We start from the raw sequence: 23,822 nt of genomic DNA, 5'->3' as shown, positions 1-23,822 counted from the left end.
AAGAGTTATAATTTATCATTAAGATAGTTAAATCCGGTTACAAAAAAAATAGTAGCAGTTATTTTAGAACCTTTGAATTTAGTTAACTATGTTTTATTATGCTATTCATTTCAAGCGAAGCGGATAGAGTAGATATCGCTGCTATATCTTTCATGGAAAATTCAATAGGATGTATGGGGCGGAAAAGGTGCAATGTAGTAGGGGGATAAAACAAAAAAAGCTTGTTCATTGAACAAGCTTTTTTTGTGGTGCCACCTGGGTTCGAACCAGGGACACAAGGATTTTCAGTCCTTTGCTCTACCAGCTGAGCTATGGCACCAGTTGACCTTTTATTTAAATCTGTGATCATCAGATTGAAGCGTGGTGCCACCTGGGTTCGAACCAGGGACACAAGGATTTTCAGTCCTTTGCTCTACCAGCTGAGCTATGGCACCGCTTTTTTGCTATGGGTTTGTTCCCTTATTGCGATGCAAATATAGTCCGATAATTTGAATTCTAAAACTTTTATGCAGATTATTTTCGTACTTTTTTCGAACGTGTTGATTTTGATCGAGATAAAATTACAAGAAACTAACATATAGGAAAAGGAATAAGCTGTATCTTTGCATTTCAATAATTAGAGATGAGTAAAAGAGGAAGAGTTTTAGTTGCAATGAGTGGAGGGGTAGATAGCTCCGTTGCTTCTGTCATGCTCCACGAACAAGGATATGAAGTTATCGGTATCACGATGAAGACATGGGATTATGCATCCGCAGGTGGCTCGTCGAAAGAAACCGGATGTTGTAGCCTTGATAGTATCAATGACGCTCGTACATTAGCCGTAAACTATGGTTTCCCTCATTATATATTAGATATACGTGATGAGTTTGGAGATTTTGTGATTGACAATTTTGTAGAAGAATATATTGCTGGGCGCACGCCTAACCCATGCGTGTTGTGTAATACCCACATTAAGTGGGAGGCTTTGATGAAACGCGCTGACAAATTGGACTGTGAGTTTATCGCTACCGGGCACTATGCTAATATCCGTATGCACGACAATGGTCGTTATGTGATATCAAAAGGTAAGGATGAAAACAAAGATCAATCTTACGTTTTATGGGGCGTGTCACAAGAAAATCTTGCCCGGACACAGTTTCCGTTAGGATCTTTCACGAAAAAGGAGATTCGTCAGATGGCTTTGGATATGGGACAGAAGGAATTGGCCAATAAGTCGGAGAGTTATGAAATCTGTTTCGTTCCTGACAACGACTACCGTGCGTTTTTGAGACATAAGGTGCCAACGTTGGATCAACAAATTGGTCCCGGTAACTTTATTCTTTCCGATGGTACCGTTGTAGGTAAACATATTGGTTACCCTTATTTCACCATCGGTCAACGTAAAGGCTTAGGAATTGCCTTGGGGAAACCGATGTTTGTGATTGAGATCCTTCCGGAAAGTAATACGGTCGTATTGGGTGAAGAACATGAACTTGAAAAGTCACATGCTTACGTTCGTAATGTGAACTTTGTGAAATATGCAGGACTAGATCAACCGATGGAAGCAATTTCAAAGGTACGTTACAAAGACTCTGGTGCTTTGTCGACCATATCCCAAGAAGGCGATAAAGTGCGTATAGATTTTGTGCACAATGTGAAAGGTATTGCTCCAGGGCAATCGGCCGTTTTTTATGAAGGCAATGATTTACTCGGTGGTGGTTTCTTAATGAAATAAATAGAAGCTGGACTGAGATCTAAAATAAGAATTTTAATCCCTATACTGTCGATGCAGTATAGGGATTTTTATTTGGTTTAAAATACGTTTTATTGGGACTTCAAACTAGAAGATATTCGCTTTCTCTCTTTGTGGAAAATGGGAAATTTTAATTTGTTTTTACTAATAAAATTAGTAATTTTAACCTATGAATTCATCGGAATATTTCAAGGGCAGAGGGGCGCAGATCAATCCCAATAACAAATTTTTTTCTAACCAATACGTGCAGGAACATGTGGAAGGGCTGGATGAGGAATTTTTGGGGGCCGAGAAAACTCAATTTATTCCGACACATCCGAAATCCATTATATCCAAATCAAATAGCCCGGATCTCCGTTTTGAACGATCCATTAATCCTTATCAGGGCTGTGAGCATGGTTGTATTTACTGTTATGCGCGCAATTCGCATGAATACTGGGGCTTTAGTGCTGGGTTGGATTTTGAGCGTAAGATCTTGGTAAAACACAATGCGGCTCAGCTTCTCGAACAGGAGTTTAGAAAATCGAGCTACCAACCCGATTTGATTATGCTTTCAGGCAATACAGACTGTTATCAACCGATTGAACGGAAGCTGGGTATCACACGCTCGCTATTAGAATTGATGGTCAAATACCAGCATCCGGTCTCCATCATCAGCAAAAATGTACTAATGCGACGGGATTTTGATCTTTTGCGCGAGCTTGCAGCGCACGAGCTGGTTTCCGTTGCCGTGACCATCAATTCGCTGCGCGAAGAGGTTCGTCAGAAAATGGAACCTCGGACTGCTACAGCATCTGCCCGGTTGAAACTGATTGAGGGATTGACTGGGATAGGTGTACCCGTCATGCTGATGATGGCTCCCATCGTTCCGGGGATCAATAGTGATGAGATTTCAGATTTGATCCGTTCAGGAGCAGATGCGGGAGCCATTACGGCCTCCTATACCATCGTGCGGCTCAATGGACAGATTGGTGGTATCTTTAAAGATTGGCTCTATCAGAACTATCCTGATCGTGCTGAAAAGGTGTTACATTGGATCGAAGCCTGTCATGGTGGAAAAATTAACGATACCGATTTTGGACGGAGGATAAAGGGGGATGGCCATATGGCCGAGAGCTTACAGCATTTATTCAAGCTTTCCGTCAAGAAATATATGAATAATGGGACGCTTCCATCCTTGAGAAGGGATCTTTTCCGCTTACCCGATGCAGGAATGCAGCTGGGCTTATTTTAGATGGTTGGAGCGACAATTATGAATTTGCTATTCTCGAGGAGGAATACCCGCATTAAATTTTAGCAAGAAAGCCTGATTCATGCAATGAATCAGGCTTTTTTATGGACAAGATCAAGGTTCTGTGAACTAAGATTTCTTTCTTTTGATCAATACATAACTCACATAGAGTAATATAAGCCAAGCAGGGATCAATTCTACCGGAAGTTTCATCCCTGTTATCCACATGATGCCAAGTACAGCGATCAAAAAGATCAGACAAATATAATTACTTAAAGGATACAGAAAGGATGGAAACTTGGTGCGTAAGTGGGCATCGAGTTTATTCTTTCTGAAATACAAGTGTGTAATGGAAATCATGACCCAGTTTATAATCAGTGAAGATACCACCAGCGACATCAGGATCTCCAAGGCATTTTTAGGTGCTACATAGTTGATAAATACACAAATCGCCGCGAACAGTGCCGAAACTAAAATCGCGTTAATAGGCGCATGATTCTTGTTGAGTTTCGAAAGAAAACGGGGTGCATTTCCCTGCTCTGCCAATCCATATAACATTCTGCTATTGCTGTACACGCTGCTATTATAAACAGATAATGCAGCGGTAAGGACAATAAGATTTAGCGCATTTGCGATAATTTTTGTGAAATAGAAGGTCTTTCCAAAGATCGTAAATTCAAACCCATTGAGTTTGTCAAACACCAGCACAAAGGGACTTGTATCGGCGGTGATATTTGTCCACGGTGTCAAAGAGAAAAGAATAATCAATGCACCTACGTAAAAGATTAAGATTCGATAGATAACCTGGTTGGTCGCTTTGGGGATGTTCTTTTCGGGATGCTCGGCCTCGGCAGCAGTGATACCAACCAACTCCAGGCCACCGAAAGAAAACATGATCAATGCTATGGCGGAAAGAAGGCCTTCAAAACTTCCATCCGCTGTTTGGCTAAACCAACCTTTTGGGAAAAAACCACCATGTGAAGTCAGGTTGTTGAGACTTGCCTGCTCCCCTCCAGTACCGCTTACCAATAAATATGCACCAAAAACAATCATGGCAATGATTGCAACAACCTTGATAATGGAAAACCAAAATTCCGTCTCGCCATAAATTTTGACTGAGGCAAGATTAAGGGCGTTGATTGCAAAGAAGAAAAATAAACTTGATGCCCATAAAGGTATTTCCGGCCACCAGAATTGTACATAAACGCCTATCGCTGTGAGTTCGGCCATGCTGACTAAGATATACAGCACCCAATAGTTCCAGCCCGAAGCATAACCCGCAAAAGAACCCCAGTATTTATTGGCGAAGTAGCTAAAACTTCCTGAAACAGGTTCCTCAACAACCATCTCACCCAACTGGCGCATAATAAAAAAAGCAATAATTCCGGCGAAAGCATAGCCGAGGATAACAGCTGGCCCAGCCAATGTGGCAGCCTTCCCAATACCTAGAAATAAGCCCGTTCCGATTGCACCACCCAGGGCAATTAATTGAATATGTCTGTTTTGAAGTCCTCTTTTTAACTCCTCCTTATTGTTCTGTTTCTCCATGTGTATGGTTAATACGGTTACTAGTCTGTTTTAATCTGGTCCTTAGATACGGAAAAACCCATGAGGCTATTTGCTCCCGCCAAGGATCGTTTGAGCAAAATCAATGACGCCAGAAGAATTACCTGTTTATCGTAAAGCTTCCCAGCGAACGATTTGCCCTAAGCGCATAAAGTTAATAAAACACTTAGGTATTTGTGCACATTCTGTTGTGGTTTTAATGTATTTCGTTGTTTTTTTATAAACGATAGCGAGGGGCCTGTTTGACTCAGAAATAGAAAGCGCCGTAATTTGGAAATACGGCGCTTTATGAATTAGCAGCTAGTGTGATTTTTGGCCACTCTAACTAATAACGAAATCTTATTTGTAAATGCTACTCAAAAAGATAAATTAATTTGCTTTTTGTGTTTTTTCTACGCCGCAGTCGCATCCGCAGCCTTTCGAGCAGCTCGACTTGCCCTTTAGTGATTTTCGGACATTTTTAACGACATACCATACAGCCGCCACAACGAGCATTCCTACGATGAGATATTGTACTGTTAAATTATCCATAGCTTTTTATTTTAAAAGTTGATAAGCAATCAAGGCACTGAAATACGCCAAGCCTGTCATAAAACCAAGCTGTATCAAAGTCCATTTCCACGAGCCTGTTTCCCTCTTTACTGCTGCAATTGTACTCATACATTGCATAGCAAAAGCATAGAAAAGTAATAAGGATACACCAGAAGCTAAATTATAAGCCGGTAAACCGGTATTCCTGTTAATTTCGCTTTTCATTTTGCCTAATACCGTTGTTTTAGATGCTTCATCTTCGATATCCACTTCGTCACCAAGGCTATATACTGTGGCCATTGTGCCTACAAAAACTTCACGGGCAGCAAACGAAGAAATAAGACCTATGCCCATCTTCCAGTCGTAGCCTAATGGTTCAACAACAGGTTCAATAGCCATGCCAAGATAGCCAAGGAAAGAGTGTTCCAGACGGTAAGATGAAACTTCATGGTCCAAATCGGCTTCGGACAGGTTGGGGTTATTTTTTGTCACATATTCCTCCGCCCGGCTAAATTTATCGTTCGGACCAAAACTACCCAATGCCCATAGGATAACGGAAATGGCTAAAATGATTTTACCTGCGCCGAAAACAAAGCTTGATGCTTTTTCCCATACATTTAAGGCTACGTTTTTCCAATCTGGAGTCTTATAGGTGGGGAGTTCAAAGATTAGAAATGATTTGTGTTTTGATTTGATGACTTTGGTCAGGATAATCGCCGATAGCAAAGCTGCGAATATTCCAAGTAGGTACATCACAAACAATACAATACCTTGTATTTGAAAGCCCCCTAATTTCGTGTCCGGTATCACCAGTCCGATCAGAACGATATAAATAGGTAGACGTGCTGAGCAGGTCATAAAAGGCGTTACCAGAATAGTGACCAGTCTTTCTTTGCTATTTTCGATGTTACGTGCCGACATAACCGCAGGAACAGCACAGGCTACGCCCGAAATCAATGGAATCACTGATTTTCCATTCAGCCCGAAAGGGCGAAGCCAGCGGTCCATCAGGAAAACAACACGGCTCATATAGCCCGTTTCTTCCATGATCGAGATAAAGATGTATAAAATAACGATCTGTGGAATGAAGATCACAATTCCGCCAATACCTTTGATAATACCATTGCTGAGCAAGTCGGTCAATGGCCCTGCCGGCAATGCTGTTTGTATATAGGCTGCAAGATCACCAAATAAACCATCGATAAAATCCATGGCTGGTCCAGACCAGGTATAAATTGCCTGGAAGATTAAAAAGAGGATTCCAAAGAAGATGACATAGCCAAAGATGGGATGAAGCAGGATGCTATCAATCGTATTGGTTTTGTTTTTATTGGAGGATTCATCCTTTGCATAGATTTCAGCAAGGCTGCTATCCAGGGATTTACTACGCAAAATGGCTTCGTCTTTTTGCAGTCTCTCGGCGCGTAATTGGTGTTTTTCACGGATTTGTTGAATCGCCTGATTTTTTTCTTTCGATAAAAAGGATACCTCGCCTTTGGCCAGGTATTGCCAGGTATGGTATTCCGTATCTAATGGAAAAAGACGTTTGGTTTCTTCTAATGCGGCATCAGCTTCCTTGGGTAGGCTGAATTTGCTGATATACATGGGCGGAACAGCATCAAAGTTTTTGATCAGCTGATCGATACCTTGTCCCGTACGTGCATTGGTTTCGTAGACTTTTGTATTTAATAGCTGCTCAAGCTTCTGAACATCTATTGTAATTCCTTTTTCTTTGGCTTCATCTATCATATTGATGACAAAGATGGCCGGCAGACCGAGCTCCCGGGCCTGCTGATAAAGAATAATAGACCGCTTTAAGTTCGTAGGTTCAGCGACGACAACGACAAGGTTAGGTCTGAAACTACTTTCTTTATTGACTAAAGTGTTGAAAACAACTTCTTCGTCCAGCGAACTTGGGAACAGGGTATATGTTCCCGGTAAATCAATAATACGATAAATTTTGTTGTTGGCTTTTACTTGCCCCTCACGTTTTTCGACCGTAATACCGGGATAATTTCCTACTTTCTGATTTAATTTTGTAATCCGGTTAAATAGAGATGTTTTACCCACATTTGGATTACCCAAAAGTGCAATAATCGGGTTATTCATTATTTCTGATCAATAAGGATGACTTTAGCTTCTGATTTGCGGATAGCAATTAAGGCGTTATTAGCACTAATATTTAGACATATGGGACCGTCCAAAGGTGCGATATGTTTCACTTCTACTTCAGTACCAGGTATAAACCCCAATTCGAAAAATTTAGCTGGAATTTCGTGTGAATCAAAATCAATAATTACCGCTTTTTCCCCTTTTTTTAGCTTATCTAAGCTAGTTCTATTACGCATCTGCCTGTTTTTTTGAATTCTTCAAATATACAGAATTTCTACCATTTAGAATGATTCTAATGTCATAGTTATGTATTTAGTAAAAAACAGCTATCTTTACTATTCAGAACGATTAATTATCAACCAGAATGAAGATTGAGGACGAAATCAAAGTAAGTAAATTCAGCAATGAATGGCATCGTTGTACGGTAAATATTCTATATACGTACAATTGGATTAACAATGAGCTTGAACAGCGAGCTGCCAAAGAAGGGATCACTTTGAAACAGTTTAATGTCTTGCGCATATTGAGGGGCCAATATCCTAAGCCTGCAACCAATAATCTGATTAAATCAAGAATGTTGAGTACCACCCCTGACATCTCGCGTATGATTGATCGCATGGTTTCCAAAGAATTGGTTTCACGTTGTCAATCGGGTGGAGATAAAAGGGCTGTGGATTTGGTTATCACCGAGAAGGGCTTGGAGATTCTTAAGAATCTAGATGAGGAAATGCTGATGAAGGATCTTTTACCCAATCGAATTAGTGAAGAAGAGGCAATGACGTTAAGTACACTGTTGGATAAACTTCGCGGCTAAAGAAATTAATGCGCATGGTCATGATGTTCATGATCATGCGGTTGTTGGTGTTGATCGTGCCCATGATCATGTTCTCCGACAAATAAGAAACTTCCGAGTGCAATCGCAACACCTGCAATCACAGCGATCATTTTCTTTTTATTGAATTTATGATGGTCAATGGAGCCCGATTCAAAAAGTATCGTCGTCGATATGTGTAAGAAGATACCAATAACGACGGCCATGATTTTATCAAAATATTGCTGGATATTCCCTACTTCACCTGCACTGATGGCTTTGCTCAGTAAAAAGCCAAAAGGGGTCATTGCCGCAAATAAAGCCAGTGTAATGAGGATGGTATTTTTCTTTAAATGTGTGCTTATTAGAATACTTCCCAACGCAAATGCGGCCGGAATGTGGTGGATGGATATGCCTAGTGCAAGTTCTGTCTGATGTGTAGCCGCAAGTGGCATTCCCTCGAGGAAAGCATGAAGACATAGGCTGAACATAATACCGATTGGAAAACGATGGCTATGGTGGTCATGATCATTTTCGATATGGATATGGCCATGTTCGATCCCTTGGGAGAACTGTTCAAGAAATAGCTGGAAAAGAAATCCAGCAAGTACATAAATACCCAATACTTCAGGTGAAGTATTGTTGGACTGATAGACATGCGGAATGAGGTGAAGCACAGTAATAGAGAATAAATAGGCTCCACTAAAAGAAAGGATGAGTTTAAGGAAGCTGGTTCCTTTCTTTTGTACAAAAAATACAGCAATTCCACTTGCAAATGCAGGTATGAATAAAATTAAAATCAATAAAATTGAATTCATTATACGTGTTCAGTTTTAAAAAAGCTAGGCACAAACCGTTTAAATAAGTAGCCTGTTGCCAATCCAACCAGAATACCTAAGGCTGAACCACACAGGACATCAAACGGGTAATGGACACCAACATAAATTTGAGAGACTGAGATTAGGGTTGCCCAGGTAATACAAAGCCAAAGCGCATGTTTCCATCTTCTCCGGAAAAGTACAATCCAGAAAAAAGCTAGGGAAAAATGATTGGCCGCGTGAGAGGATGTAAAGCTGAAGCCCGAGCCGCATCGCACTCGGATGTTGACATTTTCTTTAAACTCCACGTCGTTACATGGTCTAATCCTTTTTACAGTCTTTTTGATCAAATGAGAGGATATACCATCGGAAATTCCGAAAGTAACCAAGGTCATGGCAACAATTAGGATACCTGTTTTTCCATAGGTCTTAATGAAAAATATGATCAGAAATAAATACAAAGGTGCCCAAGTGTATGGATTGCGTAATATCGGCAATAACCAATCAAATACGGGGTTACTCAAGCCTTGATTAATGGCCAGAAAAATCTCTTGATCGATGTGTACTAATTGTTGAATCATAAATGTTGCTGATGACAATGAAATTCCCAAACTTTAAAAACTCATTTTTCAAAAGTAAAAATAATTTCATTGCAAACGGTTGTTTCTTTTAAAAACAACTTTGTTGCAACAAATATACGTTAAATATTCATTAATTATAATTTTAATTCGATATTTTATTGCCATTGTGCTAAATTTACACGTTAATCAATTCAAAAGAAATGACTTTAATTAAATCAATATCAGGAATACGAGGTACGATCGGCGGACGTGCTGGAGAGGCACTTACCCCAATAGATATCGTTAAGTTTACAGCTGCTTATGGCAAAATAATTGTTAAGCAGAGTGGTATCAAAAAAATTGTTGTCGGAAGAGATGCGCGTGTTTCTGGTGAGATGGTAAGTAATTTGGTGATTGGAACCCTACAAAGCATCGGTGTTGATGTGGTTGACCTGGGTCTTTCAACAACGCCAACGGTAGAGATTGCCGTACCGATGGAAAAAGCAGCGGGTGGTATTATTTTGACTGCTTCACACAACCCCGGTCAATGGAACGCACTAAAGTTATTAAATGCAAAGGGTGAATTCATTTCAGATGCTGAAGGGCAAGAAGTATTGGCCCTTGGTGAATCCTTAGACTTTGATTTTTCCGAAGTGGAAGAACTGGGACAAGTTCATAAAGATTATTCATACTTACAGAAACATGTAGACGCTGTGTTGGCACTGGAATATGTGGATAAAGAAGCCATCAAAGCGGCTAATTTTAAAGTTGCTTTGGATGCAGTCAACAGTACCGGTGGTACATTTATTCCAGCGTTATTGGATGCACTTGGTGTACAGACAGTCTATAAAATCCATTGTGAGCCAAATGGTCAATTCCCGCATAATCCAGAACCATTGAAAGAGAATTTGACGGATCTATCGGCTGCGGTTATTGAACACAAAGCTGATTTAGGGATTGCCGTAGACCCGGATGTAGATCGATTGGTCTTTATGATGGAGGATGGCGAGCTATTTGGTGAAGAATATACCCTAGTTGCCGTAGCGGACTATTTATTGCAGCATAAAAAAGGAAATACCGTTTCCAATTTATCTTCTACACGCGCACTACGTGATGTGACTAAAGCACATGGTGGCGAGTACTATGCGGCGGCTGTGGGCGAAGTCAACGTGGTTACAAAGATGAAAGAAGTCGATGCTGTCATTGGCGGAGAAGGAAACGGTGGTGTTATCTACCCGGCATCTCATTATGGCCGTGATGCGCTGGTAGGCGTGGCCATCTTCTTGACACATTTGGCTAAGCTTGGAAAAAAAGCCTCCGAATATCGTGCTTCTTTGCCGCAATACTTTATGTCAAAAAACAAGATCACGCTGACTCCGGAATTGGACATTGACAACCTATTGGCCAAAATGGAGGAAAAATATAAGCATGAAGACCATTCGACAATCGATGGCTTGAAAATAGACTTTGAAAATGAATGGGTGCATTTGCGTAAATCGAATACCGAACCGATTATTCGGATTTACTCGGAGGGACCTACGCCTGAAGCTGCTGAGCAGATCGCGCAACGGATTATCAGCGAAATTGAAGAAATAATTAAATAAAAACAAAAAGCTGCATACGCAGCTTTTTGTTTTAAGACTGATCTCAGCGAAAGCGTATTGTCTGAGCGATTACGAAGTTTTATAATGTATGATTAGAAAGATCATTTTAGGTACGTATTGTTTTCTTAGTTTAATCTTATTTGTCTTTCCGACAAATGCCCAGCAGCCAATGGACGAAATCAATGGGCTGTTAGACCGTTGGCACAAAACCTCGGGCGAGGTAAAGTATGGCCCGTTTTTGAATGTTATTGCTTCAGATGGCGTTATTTTGGGTACTGATCATGATGAAAGGTGGGATAAAGCACATGCAGAGAAGTTCACCGATCAATATTTCAATCCAAAAAATGCCTGGACCTACACCTATGATAAGCGGCATATCAGCTTTAATGCAGATAGTACGACAGCGTGGTTTGATGAATCTTTTAAGATCAATACCAAGTCTTTTCGTGGCGTGGGGGTATTAAGTAAGCTGGATAATGAATGGAAGATTCGTCAATACAGCATGTCCATGTCGGTTCCCTATCAGGATGTTAAGTCTACCGTGGGCGGGAAGGCCGGTGAAAAAATTCACAGCAACCTCTTATTGGTTATGGTGCTGTTTTTCTTTATGGCCATGTTATTTGTGCTGAGTCAACGCTTAAAAATCTCTTACCCCATTCTGCTGGTTATTGGCGGACTGGTGATTTCGCTGATTCCGGGCGCGCCGGTTATTAGTGTTGATCCCGATATCGTATTTATGGTGTTTTTGCCACCTTTGCTTTTCGAAGCAGCCTGGTATACCAATTGGGGGAATTTTCTAAAGTGGCGACGGTCTATTTTCATCATGGGCTTTGGTTTAGTCTTTTTCACATCATTGGCCATTGCCTACTTTTCGGTCAGTATTATTCCTGGGTTTACCTTAGCGCTGGGCTTTTTACTGGGTGGGATTATCTCTCCCCCAGATGCCGTGGCCGCGAGTTCTGTCCTGAAGGGGGTAAGTATTCCTAAACGGGGAATTGCAATATTGGAAGGAGAAAGCCTGGTCAATGATGCGGCCTCATTGACTGTCTTTAGATTTGCATCCATCGCGATTCTTACTGGTCAGTTCGTAATGAGCAATGCGACGACACAGTTTCTGATGTTATCAGTCATGGGTGTTGTAGTTGGTTTGGTTATAGGTCACATCCTCTATATTTTCTTACGCTATGTCGCGAAATCGTCCAGTATTTCAACACCCATTACCCTCATCGCACCTTACCTGATGTATATTGTTGCGGAGCATTTTGAATGGTCGGGGGTCTTGGCGGTGGTTAGTGGTGGATTGTTTCTTTCCTTCCGGGCAGGCGATTACCTCAACTACCATACGCGCATCCAGACGAAGGAGGTTTGGGCGACAGTGGGCTTTCTATTAAATGGATTTGTTTTTATTTTAATTGGACTTGAGCTTCCGGTGATCATCAATGGATTGGGTGAATACTCCATGGAGGAAGCTATTGATTATGCCTTGGCGATCTGTGTAATTGTTATTGTTTTGCGCTTAATCGCCGTTTATCTTTCGGCTTTTGTTCCCAGAATATTATTCAAACGGGTTCGCATCAAGGAAAAGAGTCCGGGGTGGAAACTGCCCCTGGTCGTTGGCTGGGCCGGGATGAGAGGCGTGGTTTCTTTGGCGTCAGCATTAGCGATTCCATTGACTTTATACGATGGAACGGCCTTCCCGCACCGAAATCTGATTTTGTTCATTACGTTTGTGGTTATTTTGGTAACACTCGTTTTTCAGGGGCTTACATTGCCTTTGTTGATTAAATTGATAAAAATTGAGGAAGTCGACGAGCAAGCTTCAATGGAAGAGCAAATTGATGAGATCCGTGTACGGCTTGGCAAAGAATCTATTGCATATCTGGATAAACATTATGCAAAAGAAATGCTGGAACATGAGACCATCGCTCGCGTCAAAGAGCAGATTATCCGAAGCGTAAATGCATCCGAACGAGCGAAAGAAGAGGATACGCGCGCGCAGCTTTCGGCAGTAAGGGGGCTCTATAATAAAATTATGCTGGAACTTTTGGCGCTGCGTCGTGATGGTCTGTACAAGATCAAGGAAAGCAAGGCTTTTGACAGCGATGTCATTAAAGAGATCGAGTATTCCCTGGATTTGGAGGAATCGCGTTTGTCGCGTAAGTAGTTATTTATAAGTGCGTAAATCTCGGTTTTGGACGACAAAACCTAGCGGCACAGTGCTGCAAAAAATAGTGTGTAGTGTTGCAGGAAATAGCGAATTTAGCTTATAATGCTAAATTCGCTATTTTGCCTTTATCGCCCACTAAAAATATCGCTCGACCTTTTTTTGCCTTTTGGACGGCATTGAAACTTTCCTTTCCAATAGGCGTCCAGTTTTTTCCGCCGTCATTCGATAGGTCTGTACCCGAAGTGCCCGTGCTGATCAGCTGTTTTTTTGAAAGATAAATAACGGCCGACTTAAAGCCAGCGGGTGCTGTCTGTGGTGCAGACCATGTTTTGCCGCCATCGTTGGTTAGCAGGCTATTTTTGTCTTTGTTTTTATCCGCCTTGTAATCGCCACCGACGACAATACCCGTTTTTGATGTGTTAAATGCGACAGAAAAAGGGCCGGTGCTATTTGTGCCCTGAATGATGGGGCAGCTGTAACGTTGCCATGTGTTACCCTGATCCTTGCTGCTGTAGATATTGGAAACTGTCCCACCTGTGGCAATCCAATATGTTCCGCTGTTATCGCAATATATTGATGTTCCACTGGCTGCAAAACCGGCCTCGCCATCGGTAATGGTAAAGTGCATATTCGGGGATATATCTTTCCAGGACCTTCCGAAATCGGTGCTTTTCAATAGCGGCATTTTTCCCTGAATGGCGTCGCCAAAGGCAATGCCGACCCCTTTTGATGTAAAAGCAAAACCGTCATAAAATATTTCGGGCCGCTTGTCATTGAATACTTCTTTCCAGCTTCGACCACCATCCTGTGTGCTTAAGATAATGGCAGGGGAACCGGCCGATATAATTAAGGCTTCATGCTCATCAAATGCTTCGATATCCCTAAAATCTGTTTTTTCGTAGCCAATTGGATTGACCCACTGCCAGTTTTTTCCAGCATCGGTGCTGAGCCCAACTGTCCCATTGCTTCCGCTTACCCATAGAGTTGTATCATCAACTACACTTAAACCTCTGTAGCTGCTATTTCGTTCTTGATTTACGATGTTAATTTTTGCTTGTTGAGCACTCAAATGGCTCAGGAGAAAGATTTGGATAATAAGGGCAAGAAATAAAGGTTTCATGTGGTTATGCTTTTTATTTAAACAAATCTACTCGTCTTTTTGAAACTTTCCCCTGTTTTTTTAAGATTGTTTTGCGGAGCTGGAGAAATCCAACGGTCATTTTCCGTGGTGATTTAAAATAAGGGATACTCAATACGACCAACAGTGCGATGCAGGCCGAAGTTCCAAGTGCTCCACCGTAGCCGGTGAAAAATTTACTTGTATTAAGCAGAATCGTTGTAAAGATAATGCCGGCAAGGGCTAAACCAAAATAAGTTGATAACTGACTTTTTGATACCATACCTATAAATGATGCACCGATAAAAATCGGCGGAATATATTGTGCAAGATAGGGCGAAACACTTTGTGGGAAGAAATGAAGAAAACCTGCGACAAATAATGTCAGCAATGCTGATGAACGCACTGCTCCTTGGTGAAATTTGGTATTGACATAGTAGGTCGCTGTGCTCCCTATAACTCCAACGAGGTATAAAATGAATGTTTCCATATTACTTAAAAATGTATAACAGGAGGTAGGTCAGTGAAACACCCAGGAAGGCCAATGTTCCTAGTTTACCGCCGACACCATTTAATAAACTTTTCGATACGATCAGAAAGATCGCTGTAAAAATACTGGCTGCTAAAATAAAAGAGAACCCATGCGCCACCTGCGCATTGGACATCCCTACAAATGCACCGCAATAAATTGCTGCCGGAAGGTGGGGTAGATAGCTTGAATTTTTGTTGATATTGGGAATGAACGAGGCGATGGTACCTGTCAGTGCTGCGCCCAACACAGGGCCCAAACCGAAAATCTGATTGAAATAGTAGGATGCAATCGCTCCTACAGGTACCCAAATAGCAATTTTAATCGATTCATATTCATGCCTGTGATGATGAATGGGCGACTTGAGGTAACTGTATAAGATCAGTAAGGACAGTAGGCCGATAAAAGCCAATACAATATAAGAATGTGTGTTTTCTACAAAGATGGCCACTAAAAAAAGGGCCTGAATGACAAATAATAAACAGATGCTTATTATCCTAAATTTCTGCCGGGCTTGCATTTAAATAAATTTAGGCAAAGGTACTGATTATTTGTCTATTCTATTGGTAGATTTTCTTTTTATCAATATAGGGTCAAGAACAATCTGTTCGATTGCTTCGTATGGACTTTTTTGTTTGACCATTTTCAGAAAGAGCTTAGCACATTCTTCGCCCATTTTGTTGGCCTGCTGGTCGATACTTGACAGTGTGGGCGTGATAAAAGAAGAAAAGGTCTGGTTTGCAAAACCGATCACACCAGTTGTTGGAATAGCAATATTTGCAGTTTTTAATGCTTGTATTATCCCGACAGCTGTAAAGTCATCGCCACCAATAAAGGCGTCAGGTTGGATTGCAGATTTTAGAATCTGTTCGGTTCCTTTGATACCGGCTTCAATGGATAAGTCGCCGCGAATAATAAAGTCCTTCTGCGGGGAAATCTGCGCGTCTTTTAGGGCGGCTTCGAAACCATGGAAACGATCCTGAAAAATCGCTATTTCTTTATCCGTTGTGATAAAGGCAATATTTTTGTAGCCCTGTTCAAGTAAATGCTGTGTTGCGAGGTAGCCTGCTTTAAAATCATCAAGTTTGACCACGGGAGCAGGAATATTTTTATGCGTACGGTCAAAAATAACCAAACATTTGCGCTGATTGATCACTTCCTGAAAATGCTGGGTTTCCTGCGTTTCTAGCGACAACGAAGCAATAATGCCGTCCACCTGGGCTTCCAGTAAAGTCTTCACGCCATTAACTTCATCCTCAAAAGATTCATTCGATTGATAAAGCAATAGACTATAATTGTGTTTTTTTAACTCTTTTTCAATACTATGTACCGCCTCTGCAAAAAAATGAATTTGCATGGTCGGTACGATGACTCCAATTGTATTGGACTTGCCCGAGGAAAGGGAGGACGCTAGCTTATTGACACTATAATTTAATTCCTTTGCTTTATCAAGCACAAGCTTGCGTGTCGCCTCGCTGATCGTAGGCACATTATTCAATGCGCGCGATACGGTAGAGACTGTCACTCCAAGCGCACGGGCAATATCGTAAATTGTCGTTTTTTTATTCACGCTCCAAAGTAAATAATTTTATTTAATATTTTGATAATTCAGAAACATATCCTACTTTTATGCAACCGGTTGCAATGTTTGTTTCCGCCTTTGTTTTAAAATAACCAGTTTCAATTAATTACCATGTATTTATTAGGTATAGACGTAGGTACTTCTTCCGTAAAGGTTTCGATTGTTGAGGCATCTTCGCAACGCAAGGTTTGCTCGGTGCAATATCCGGACGTAGAAGCTCCCATTATAACGGTGGAGCCCAATTGGGCTGAACAAAACCCGCTCGATTGGTGGGACTACTTTAAACAGGCTTTATTGAAGGCAAATGCGTTAGGGTTATACGATCCCAAAGCGATTTCCGCCATTGGTATTGCCTATCAGATGCACGGCTTAGTTATCGTCGATAAAGATCAGAACGTGTTGCGAAATGCAATTATCTGGTGCGATAGCAGGGCTGTAGAAATAGGGAATGCTGCTTTCGATGAAATCGGAAGATCTTTTAATCTGAGCCATCACTTGAATTCTCCGGGGAATTTTACGGCGTCTAAGCTGGCTTGGGTGAAGGCTAATGAACCGGCGATCTATGAAAAAATAGATAAGATCATGCTGCCGGGCGATTTTATCGCCATGAAACTTTCGGGACAGGTGACAACTTCCATATCAGCCTTGTCTGAGGGAATATTTTGGGATTTCAAAAACAATAAGCTGTCGGATACCATCATGGATTATTATGGCTTTGAGGATCATCTTATTCCTGAGATCTTACCCGTGTTTTCGACCCATGGACAGATTAAAACAGCTGTTGCCGAGGAGCTTGGCCTCTCTGGCACAGTGACTATCAATTATAAAGCTGGTGATCAGCCCAATAACGCACTTTCCCTCAATGTCCTTCAACCCGGGGAAGTTGCCGCGACCGCGGGCACTTCAGGGGTTATCTATGGGGTGAGCGACCAGTTGATTGCAGACCGTGAATCGCGCGTCAATACATTTGCACACGTCAATTATCGCGAGGATGATATCCGTACAGGGGTATTGCTCTGTATCAATGGGACCGGTATTATGAATAGTTGGGGCAGAAGGTTACTGGGGCGTGATTTATCCTATGAACAGATTAATGCACTAGCCGGCGCATCACCTATTGGTAGCAAAGGATTACAGGTTGTCCCATTCGGCAATGGCGCCGAACGCATGCTCAATAACCAAACAGTGGGGGCATCAATTACAGCGATAGATTTGAACAGACATGAGACAAGCGATATTTTACGCGCTATACAGGAAGGGATTGCCTATGCCTTCCGCTATGGCCTGGATATCATGCGTGAAAACAATTTGTATCCAAATATGATTCGTGCGGGGTATGCAAATTTATTCTTGAGCTCCGTTTTTAGGGAGTCATTTGTGGGGGCAACAAACGTTCCTGTGGAGATCTTCAATCACGACGGGAGTATTGGAGCCGCTCTTGGAGCCGGTATAGGGAGTGGCTATTATGCAGACTTTACAGAAGCATTTCGTTCGTTGAAGCCTGTGTATACTGTCGAACCGCAATTTGTAGCGCAATATGAGGAGCATTATCAGCAATGGAAGGAAGTATTAAACAAACAAATAAATAAAAAATAAGATGAATATTATCAAAGGGAAAAAGGAATTTTTCAAAGGCATTGGTCAAATTCAATTCGAAGGAAAAGACAGTACAAATCCATTGGCTTTCCGTTATTACAATCCAAAACAGCTTGTTGCTGGCAAGACCATGGAAGAGTATTTTAAGTTCGCCTGTTCGTATTGGCATTCGTTCAATGGTAACGGTTCGGATCCATTTGGCGGACCCACACATCAATTTCCGTGGGATGAAAGCAGTGATGTAATCACTAGGGCAAAAGATAAAATGGATGCAGCATTCGAATTTATCAGTAAAATAAACATTCCCTATTACTGCTTCCATGATGTCGATTTAGTTGACTATTCGGATAATGTTGTTGAGAATGAAAAACGCCTTTCCACGATTGTTGATTATGCGAAGGAAAAACAACAGGAAAGCGGAATAAAATTGCTTTGGGGTACAGCCAATCTTTTTAGCCATAAACGCTATATGAATGGTGCCGCAACGAATCCGGATTTTCATGTCCTTGCACACGGTGGTGCTCAGGTAAAGGCAGCATTGGACGCAACGATCGCACTTGGTGGTGAAAACTATGTGTTTTGGGGTGGAAGAGAAGGGTATATGAGCCTTTTAAATACGAACATGAAGCGTGAGCAGGAGCATCTTGCACAGTTTTTACATATGGCCAAGGATTATGCCCGTAAAAACGGTTTTAAAGGAACTTTCTTTATTGAGCCGAAACCATGTGAGCCTACAAAACATCAGTATGACTATGACGCGGCTACCGTGCTGGGCTTCCTGCGTCAATACAATCTTTTGGATGATTTTAAATTGAATTTAGAGGTAAATCATGCTACTTTGGCCGGACATACTTTTCAACACGAGTTACAGGTCGCTGTAGATGCCGGTAAATTGGGTTCGATTGATGCCAACCGCGGTGATTATCAAAATGGATGGGATACGGATCAATTTCCAAATGATATCAATGAACTGACCGAAGCCATGTTGATTATTTTAGAAGGTGGTGGCTTCCAAGGTGGAGGTGTGAATTTTGATGCCAAAATCCGCCGGAATTCGACAGATCCCGAAGATTTGTTTTATGCACATATCGGTGGTATGGATATTTTTGCACGCGCACTTCTTACCGCAGAGCGTATTCTCGAAGATTCGGATTATAAAAAAATACGGGCCGATCGCTATGCTTCTTTTGACAAAGGCCATGGCGCATCATTCGAAGAGCGGACCTTGACGTTGGAGAACTTAAGGGATTTGGCAGTGGAATTAGGTGAGCCGAAAACGATTAGTGGTAAACAGGAGTATTTAGAAAATTTGGTCAATAGATATATATAGTTCTAAAAATATTTCTATATTAGGCGATCAAATTAAACCAATTACCAATACATGAATAATTATTTAAGCACAAAAGATTACATCGTTTTCCTGATATACTTTGTTATTGTGGCAGGTTACGGATTATGGGTGTATTATCGCAAAAAATCTGAATCTGTAGGATCCAAAGACTATTTCTTGGCTGAGGGATCATTGACATGGTGGGCTATCGGAGCCTCACTTATTGCATCCAATATCTCGGCCGAGCAATTTATCGGTATGAGCGGTTCTGGATTTAAGATGGGATTGGCTATTGCGACTTACGAGTGGATGGCTGCCATTACACTGATTGTGGTTGCGGTATTTTTTATCCCGGTATATTTAAAGAACAAGATCTTTACGATGCCACAGTTTCTCCATAAACGGTATAATGGAACTGTAGCGATGATCATGGCCGTTTTCTGGTTATTGTTGTATGTTGTCGTTAATTTGACATCCATCCTCTATTTGGGAGCCATTGCGGTAAGCAGCATTTCCGGTATCAGTCTGGAAGCCTGTATGTATGCCATTGCGATTTTTGCGGTGATCATTACATTGGGGGGAATGAAAGTAATCGGCTATACAGATATTATTCAGGTTTTCTTTCTGGTATTGGGTGGTTTGGCGACCACTTACCTGGCCTTGAACCTCGTTTCAGAGCACTATGGTGGCTCAGGAGTATTGGAAGGCTATCATTTGATGACCGAAAAAGCTTCCGACCACTTCCATATGATTCTGGATCGTAAAAACGAGAACTATCTCGATTTACCGGGGCTAACCGTATTGATCGGGGGGATGTGGATCGTTAATTTGAACTACTGGGGATGTAATCAATACATCACGCAACGCGCACTTGGAGCAGATTTGAAAACCGCGAGAAACGGTATCTTGTTTGCAGCATTTCTGAAGTTATTAATGCCTATTATTGTGGTGTTGCCGGGTATTGCAGCTTATGTCATGTGGAAAGATGGCCTGTTCCAAAATGAAATGATGCAACATGGAGAGGTAAATCCGGATCATGCTTACCCAGTTTTATTGAATTTATTGCCAGCTGGTTTGAAGGGACTGTCGTTTGCAGCCTTGACAGCGGCGGTGGTTGCTTCTTTGGCAGGTAAAGCAAACAGTATCGCAACAATCTTCTCCTTGGATATTTATAAAAAAGTATTCAATACAGAAGCATCGGACAAGAAATTGGTCAACATCGGCAAGCTAACTGTTGTGGTTGCCATGATTTTGGGCGTGCTGATTGCTCCACATCTAGGTATTGATAAGAAAGGTGGATTCCAATATATTCAGGAATATACAGGTTTTGTATCTCCAGGTATTTTTGCGATGTTCATTTTAGGATTCTTCTGGAAAAAAGCAACTTCAAATGCGGCTTTGTTTGCAACAATTGGTGGTTTTATTTTCTCGATCATCTTCAAAAAATTGCCAGATTGGGTCGATCTGTCATTCTTGTCATCAACAGGTTTCTCTGTTCCGAATCCAACAACAGGAGTGTACGAAATTCCATTTTTGGATAGAATGGGATTTGTTTTCGTCATCTGTATTATCGGTATGATTCTCATCAGTATTATCGACAATAAGCGAGGTGTCGTGCCAGCTGGATTGGAAGTTGATACCACGATGTTTAAACCACACCGGGCGTTTTTGGTCATCGCATTGATCGTAGCGCTATTGGTTACAGCCTTATATTCTATTTATTGGTAAAACAAGAGCACATAAGATTTTAAGAACTCCTATCAATCTCGGTTGATAGGAGTTTTTTGTTTGTTTTAAAAATACCTATCTTGGTTTAACTAAAACCATTGCTTAACGAAAGATTGCTGCTATGAAAAGAAGAAGTACCCTGCTACTGACGACGCTATTTGGATTACTTACTACCGGTATGCCGATGCTGAGTTCAGCTCAGCGCACACAGAAACCACCTTTACATGGAAAACATTGGATGGCTATTACGGGTAAGCCCTTGGCGGCAACAGCGGGTGCCCAACTATTCCAACAAGGCGGAAATGCGGTGGACGCTGCTTGTGCCATGCTCGCAGCAACCTGTACGATGTGGGATGTTTTGAGTTGGGGCGGAGAGACGCAGGCCTTAATTTATCATCCGAAATTAAAGAAGGTTATTGCCATAAATGCCTTGGGGGTAGCACCCAGTGGAGCGACAGTTGATTTTTTTAGGTCAAAGGGCTATGAATTTCCACCTGAATATGGCCCCCTTGCTGCGGTTACTCCGGGTACGCCCGGCGGATTGTGCTATATGTTGGCTCATTATGGAACGAAAAGTCTTGCAGAGGTATTGGCTCCTGCTCTTGAAATGGCTGCGGGTTATCCCATTGATGCACAAACAGCAACGAGTATAGAGCGGGGTAAAGACCGCATTAAAGAATGGCCCTACAGTAAAAAGGTGTTTTTAGTACATGAAGGGAAATCCTGGGAAGCTCCCGAGGCGGGAGAGGTTTTTGTACAGCAGGATCTGCATAAGACCCTGTCCAAATTGGTAGAAGCCGAAAAGAAGGCCCTAGCAGCGGGAAAAGATAGGAAAGCCGCAATCATGGCTGCCTACGACCGGTTTTATACCGGCGATATTGCAGATGAATTTGTCCGTGGCAGTAAGGAGCAAGGTGGCTTAATCACGAAAGCAGACTTGGCCAATTGGAAACCTATTGAGGAGGAACCATTGCACGTCAATTATAAGGGCGTTGACGTGTATAAATTACAAGAATGGACACAGGGGCCAGCCATGCTACAGAGCCTGCAAATGTTAAAAAACTTTGACCTAAAGGCCATGGGTTATAATTCTGCTTCTTATATTCATACACTCTATCAGGTTATGAACTTAGCCTTTGCCGATCGGGATTTTTATTATGGTGATCCCTACGGTAAACCGAAGACACCTATTCAAGGCCTATTACATGAGTCTTATGCGAAGGCGAGAGCTGCAACAATTGACCTTAAGCGAAATAACCCGAATGTACTTCCCGGAGATCCTTATCCCTATGAAGGGAAACAGAATCCTTATCTTCCGTTATTGGAGCAGCGTAAGCAGGAGTTTACACCACATGCGGAGCTGAAAAATGATTTTGTCCCTAAACATGACGCACGCTCAAGTTCGTTGCTAACGGAATTGCCAAAAACAGCTCTTTTGGCCTCTTTAGCGGTGGATAGTGCCTATGTTGACCGTTTATTACGGGGTACCACAAGTGTTGAAGCGGCGGATGAAGAAGGTTGGGTCGTTTCGATCACACCGAGTGGAGGTTGGCTTCCTGCCTGTATTGCCGGGAATACTGGGGTGGGCATGAGTCAGCGCCTACAGAGTTTTGTCTTAGATTCGTTGATTAACCCGTTCAATGTGGTCGAGCCAGGCAAAAGACCGCGTGTAACGCTCACCCCTTCGATGGCTTTGAAAAACGGAAAACCTTACCTTTCTTTTGCCGTGCAGGGCGGAGATACTCAGGATCAGAATTTACTGCAATTTTTCTTGAATATGGTCGAGTTTGGTATGACGCCACAACAAGCCAGCGAGGCGGCCAATATCAACAGTAATCAGCTTTGGCTATCGCTGGGAGGAACAAAGACCGATGATCGAAAACCGCGCTCAGGTAGCCTGCTATTGGACAAAAATACCGCTCCAGCAATTATTGAACAATTGAAGAAAATGGGGTATAGCATTCAGCTCGGCGATCGTACCAGTGGACCTATCAATGCGATTTATTTCGATCAGCAGCACCGTACACTTTGGGGCGGCAGTAGCAATAATGGGGAGGATTACGGCATCGGGTGGTAGTATTTCATTGGCTTTTGCTTAGGTTTTGGTTTTGTTATCTCCACTGTATTTATTATCTTACCTACTGATCGGAAACTGATTTTTGTTATGGAGGGTAGTGTCAATAAATATTCGTTTGTTTTTCAGCCTGATGAAGCTGGTATTGTCTTGGTAGATGGCTTGAAGCGGCGATTACGTGCATCGTTAGCCGAACTGCTTCCCGACAAAAACAAAGGCTGGTATCCCAGTTGCAATTCCAAAGCTCATGTAACGATATGTGCTTTTGAAGCAGATGCGTGTAAACTGACAATGGCTATTGAGGCTTTGCAGGAGACTTTGGTCTATGAGCGTAGTCAGTATGTTTATTTCGATCATTTTTCATCATTTGCGGGTGGTGCTTTCTATATTGCACCAACTGTGCACGCCCGGAGTTATCTCAAGGACCGGGCGCGGAAGGTTGTTCAAACATTGACGGAGTTTGATTTGATCGAGATTAGCGACGAACCCCATATTTCGATTGGGCGACGTCTGGAGCCAGAGCAGCTTGAAATCGCAAAAGAACAGTTGCGGTCTGTCGATCTGAGCTTTATGTGCAAGGGCGTTCATGTGCGGCAGTATAAGCCTGATTTAGGTCAGTACGAGATCATCGATTTTATCCAATTTGGCAACCAATCGAAGGAAAATTCTGGCCAGCTGGCATTTAAATTCTAATAATATCGCGGTTTAATTGCCTAATAATGTAAAGCTTTTTA

General features: G+C 42.0%; 20 protein-coding genes and 2 tRNA genes. 10 read left to right on the top strand and 12 right to left on the bottom strand.

Going from position 1 to position 23,822, the window contains the following annotated elements; genetic code table 11:
* Positions 1 to 246: 246 nt before the first annotated feature.
* Positions 247 to 319, bottom strand: a tRNA-Phe gene (locus B3P16_RS08145).
* A gap of 42 nt (positions 320 to 361) precedes the next feature.
* A tRNA-Phe gene (locus B3P16_RS08140) sits at positions 362 to 434 on the bottom strand.
* Between the two features lie 188 nt (positions 435 to 622).
* Between B3P16_RS08140 and mnmA the strand changes: the two genes are divergently transcribed.
* The gene (gene mnmA / locus B3P16_RS08135; protein ID WP_046672147.1) at positions 623 to 1,714 is read left to right on the top strand and encodes a tRNA 2-thiouridine(34) synthase MnmA; all 1,092 of its coding nucleotides are present in this window, start codon (positions 623 to 625) and stop codon (positions 1,712 to 1,714) included.
* Between the two features lie 187 nt (positions 1,715 to 1,901).
* Positions 1,902 to 2,966, top strand: coding sequence for a PA0069 family radical SAM protein (locus B3P16_RS08130; RefSeq protein WP_286842336.1), 1,065 nt, complete (start codon positions 1,902 to 1,904; stop codon positions 2,964 to 2,966).
* 126 nt (positions 2,967 to 3,092) lie between these two features.
* On the opposite strand, the gene B3P16_RS08125 is transcribed toward B3P16_RS08130, so the two are convergent.
* The 4 genes from B3P16_RS08125 to B3P16_RS08110 form a co-directional block, all read right to left on the bottom strand.
* Positions 3,093 to 4,511, bottom strand: a complete 1,419-nt coding sequence (locus B3P16_RS08125; RefSeq protein ID WP_286842334.1) for an amino acid permease — start codon at positions 4,509 to 4,511, stop codon at positions 3,093 to 3,095.
* A 387-nt stretch (positions 4,512 to 4,898) separates the two neighbouring features.
* A complete protein-coding gene (locus tag B3P16_RS08120; protein WP_286842332.1) occupies positions 4,899 to 5,060 on the bottom strand; it encodes a FeoB-associated Cys-rich membrane protein in 162 nt (53 codons plus the stop codon).
* Between the two features lie 6 nt (positions 5,061 to 5,066).
* Complete coding sequence (feoB, locus tag B3P16_RS08115; protein WP_286777336.1) at positions 5,067 to 7,169, bottom strand: ferrous iron transport protein B; 2,103 nt, start codon at positions 7,167 to 7,169, stop codon at positions 5,067 to 5,069.
* On the bottom strand, positions 7,169 to 7,408 hold the full coding sequence (locus B3P16_RS08110) for a FeoA family protein (protein ID WP_046672175.1): 240 nt from the start codon (positions 7,406 to 7,408) through the stop codon (positions 7,169 to 7,171). The genes feoB and B3P16_RS08110 overlap by 1 nt, the downstream gene beginning before the upstream one ends.
* Positions 7,409 to 7,536: 128 nt before the next feature.
* Between B3P16_RS08110 and B3P16_RS08105 the strand changes: the two genes are divergently transcribed.
* Positions 7,537 to 7,986 carry a MarR family winged helix-turn-helix transcriptional regulator gene (locus B3P16_RS08105; protein WP_070563722.1) on the top strand — a complete coding sequence of 150 codons (450 nt, stop codon included), beginning with the start codon at positions 7,537 to 7,539 and terminating at the stop codon, positions 7,984 to 7,986.
* 5 nt (positions 7,987 to 7,991) lie between these two features.
* Here the strand turns inward: B3P16_RS08105 and B3P16_RS08100 are convergent, their stop codons facing one another.
* Positions 7,992 to 8,801: a ZIP family metal transporter gene (locus tag B3P16_RS08100; protein ID WP_286842330.1), complete on the bottom strand. Its 810-nt coding sequence runs from the start codon at positions 8,799 to 8,801 to the stop codon at positions 7,992 to 7,994.
* Complete coding sequence (locus B3P16_RS08095; protein ID WP_120336230.1) at positions 8,801 to 9,382, bottom strand: phosphatase PAP2 family protein; 582 nt, start codon at positions 9,380 to 9,382, stop codon at positions 8,801 to 8,803. The genes B3P16_RS08100 and B3P16_RS08095 overlap by 1 nt, the downstream gene beginning before the upstream one ends.
* A 200-nt stretch (positions 9,383 to 9,582) precedes the next feature.
* Here B3P16_RS08095 and glmM point away from each other — a divergent pair, with 200 nt between their 5' ends.
* Complete coding sequence (glmM, locus tag B3P16_RS08090; RefSeq protein ID WP_286842328.1) at positions 9,583 to 10,965, top strand: phosphoglucosamine mutase; 1,383 nt, start codon at positions 9,583 to 9,585, stop codon at positions 10,963 to 10,965.
* Positions 10,966 to 11,053: 88 nt separating this feature from the next.
* Positions 11,054 to 13,129 (top strand): Na+/H+ antiporter, encoded by a 2,076-nt coding sequence (locus B3P16_RS08085; RefSeq protein ID WP_286842325.1) that lies wholly within the window; start codon positions 11,054 to 11,056, stop codon positions 13,127 to 13,129.
* A 100-nt stretch (positions 13,130 to 13,229) separates the two neighbouring features.
* Here B3P16_RS08085 and B3P16_RS08080 read toward each other — a convergent pair whose 3' ends face one another.
* The 4 genes from B3P16_RS08080 to B3P16_RS08065 all read right to left on the bottom strand — a co-directional run bounded on the left by B3P16_RS08080 (position 13,230) and on the right by B3P16_RS08065 (position 16,348).
* Positions 13,230 to 14,252: a WD40/YVTN/BNR-like repeat-containing protein gene (locus B3P16_RS08080; protein WP_112375758.1), complete on the bottom strand. Its 1,023-nt coding sequence runs from the start codon at positions 14,250 to 14,252 to the stop codon at positions 13,230 to 13,232.
* Positions 14,253 to 14,265: 13 nt separating this feature from the next.
* Positions 14,266 to 14,739 (bottom strand): hypothetical protein, encoded by a 474-nt coding sequence (locus B3P16_RS08075; protein WP_070563707.1) that lies wholly within the window; start codon positions 14,737 to 14,739, stop codon positions 14,266 to 14,268.
* A 1-nt stretch (position 14,740) separates the two neighbouring features.
* Positions 14,741 to 15,229 (bottom strand): hypothetical protein, encoded by a 489-nt coding sequence (locus tag B3P16_RS08070; protein WP_239468737.1) that lies wholly within the window; start codon positions 15,227 to 15,229, stop codon positions 14,741 to 14,743.
* A 96-nt stretch (positions 15,230 to 15,325) separates the two neighbouring features.
* Positions 15,326 to 16,348, bottom strand: coding sequence for a LacI family DNA-binding transcriptional regulator (locus B3P16_RS08065; protein WP_070563701.1), 1,023 nt, complete (start codon positions 16,346 to 16,348; stop codon positions 15,326 to 15,328).
* Positions 16,349 to 16,471: 123 nt separating this feature from the next.
* On the opposite strand from B3P16_RS08065, the gene B3P16_RS08060 reads away from it, so the two are divergent.
* From B3P16_RS08060 to B3P16_RS08040, 5 genes are all read left to right on the top strand, one after another.
* Positions 16,472 to 17,956, top strand: coding sequence for a xylulokinase (locus B3P16_RS08060; RefSeq protein WP_046672159.1), 1,485 nt, complete (start codon positions 16,472 to 16,474; stop codon positions 17,954 to 17,956).
* A gap of 1 nt (position 17,957) precedes the next feature.
* Positions 17,958 to 19,286, top strand: a complete 1,329-nt coding sequence (gene xylA / locus B3P16_RS08055) for a xylose isomerase (RefSeq protein WP_286753270.1) — start codon at positions 17,958 to 17,960, stop codon at positions 19,284 to 19,286.
* Between the two features lie 51 nt (positions 19,287 to 19,337).
* Entirely contained in the window at positions 19,338 to 21,014 is a 1,677-nt protein-coding gene (locus tag B3P16_RS08050) for a sodium/sugar symporter (protein ID WP_286753271.1), read from the top strand.
* A gap of 121 nt (positions 21,015 to 21,135) precedes the next feature.
* Positions 21,136 to 23,091, top strand: coding sequence for a gamma-glutamyltransferase family protein (locus tag B3P16_RS08045; protein ID WP_286842319.1), 1,956 nt, complete (start codon positions 21,136 to 21,138; stop codon positions 23,089 to 23,091).
* An 87-nt stretch (positions 23,092 to 23,178) separates the two neighbouring features.
* Positions 23,179 to 23,781, top strand: a complete 603-nt coding sequence (locus B3P16_RS08040; RefSeq protein WP_115047425.1) for a 2'-5' RNA ligase family protein — start codon at positions 23,179 to 23,181, stop codon at positions 23,779 to 23,781.
* The last annotated feature ends 41 nt before the right edge of the window (positions 23,782 to 23,822 follow it).

It is taken from the genome of Sphingobacterium sp. UBA7631, from assembly GCF_002483935.1.
Lineage (GTDB): Bacteria > Bacteroidota > Bacteroidia > Sphingobacteriales > Sphingobacteriaceae > Sphingobacterium > Sphingobacterium multivorum.
Note: the sequence above shows the minus strand (reverse complement) of the source record. Positions and strands in the feature narration are given on the sequence as shown.

Excerpts from the sequence above, each read along its gene's own strand:
- B3P16_RS08085 (WP_286842325.1), top strand. The coding sequence starts at position 11,054 with ATGATTAGAAAGATCATTTTAGGTACGTATTGTTTTCTTAGTTTAATC.
- B3P16_RS08095 (WP_120336230.1), bottom strand. The coding sequence starts at position 9,382 with ATGATTCAACAATTAGTACACATCGATCAAGAGATTTTTCTGGCCATT.
- B3P16_RS08105 (WP_070563722.1), top strand. The coding sequence starts at position 7,537 with ATGAAGATTGAGGACGAAATCAAAGTAAGTAAATTCAGCAATGAATGG.
- B3P16_RS08040 (WP_115047425.1), top strand. The coding sequence starts at position 23,179 with ATGGAGGGTAGTGTCAATAAATATTCGTTTGTTTTTCAGCCTGATGAA.
- mnmA (WP_046672147.1), top strand. The coding sequence starts at position 623 with ATGAGTAAAAGAGGAAGAGTTTTAGTTGCAATGAGTGGAGGGGTAGAT.
- feoB (WP_286777336.1), bottom strand. The coding sequence starts at position 7,169 with ATGAATAACCCGATTATTGCACTTTTGGGTAATCCAAATGTGGGTAAA.
- B3P16_RS08045 (WP_286842319.1), top strand. The coding sequence starts at position 21,136 with ATGAAAAGAAGAAGTACCCTGCTACTGACGACGCTATTTGGATTACTT.
- B3P16_RS08050 (WP_286753271.1), top strand. The coding sequence starts at position 19,338 with ATGAATAATTATTTAAGCACAAAAGATTACATCGTTTTCCTGATATAC.
- B3P16_RS08110 (WP_046672175.1), bottom strand. The coding sequence starts at position 7,408 with ATGCGTAATAGAACTAGCTTAGATAAGCTAAAAAAAGGGGAAAAAGCG.
- B3P16_RS08075 (WP_070563707.1), bottom strand. The coding sequence starts at position 14,739 with ATGGAAACATTCATTTTATACCTCGTTGGAGTTATAGGGAGCACAGCG.
- B3P16_RS08060 (WP_046672159.1), top strand. The coding sequence starts at position 16,472 with ATGTATTTATTAGGTATAGACGTAGGTACTTCTTCCGTAAAGGTTTCG.
- B3P16_RS08125 (WP_286842334.1), bottom strand. The coding sequence starts at position 4,511 with ATGGAGAAACAGAACAATAAGGAGGAGTTAAAAAGAGGACTTCAAAAC.
- B3P16_RS08130 (WP_286842336.1), top strand. The coding sequence starts at position 1,902 with ATGAATTCATCGGAATATTTCAAGGGCAGAGGGGCGCAGATCAATCCC.
- xylA (WP_286753270.1), top strand. The coding sequence starts at position 17,958 with ATGAATATTATCAAAGGGAAAAAGGAATTTTTCAAAGGCATTGGTCAA.
- B3P16_RS08120 (WP_286842332.1), bottom strand. The coding sequence starts at position 5,060 with ATGGATAATTTAACAGTACAATATCTCATCGTAGGAATGCTCGTTGTG.
- glmM (WP_286842328.1), top strand. The coding sequence starts at position 9,583 with ATGACTTTAATTAAATCAATATCAGGAATACGAGGTACGATCGGCGGA.
- B3P16_RS08100 (WP_286842330.1), bottom strand. The coding sequence starts at position 8,801 with ATGAATTCAATTTTATTGATTTTAATTTTATTCATACCTGCATTTGCA.
- B3P16_RS08080 (WP_112375758.1), bottom strand. The coding sequence starts at position 14,252 with ATGAAACCTTTATTTCTTGCCCTTATTATCCAAATCTTTCTCCTGAGC.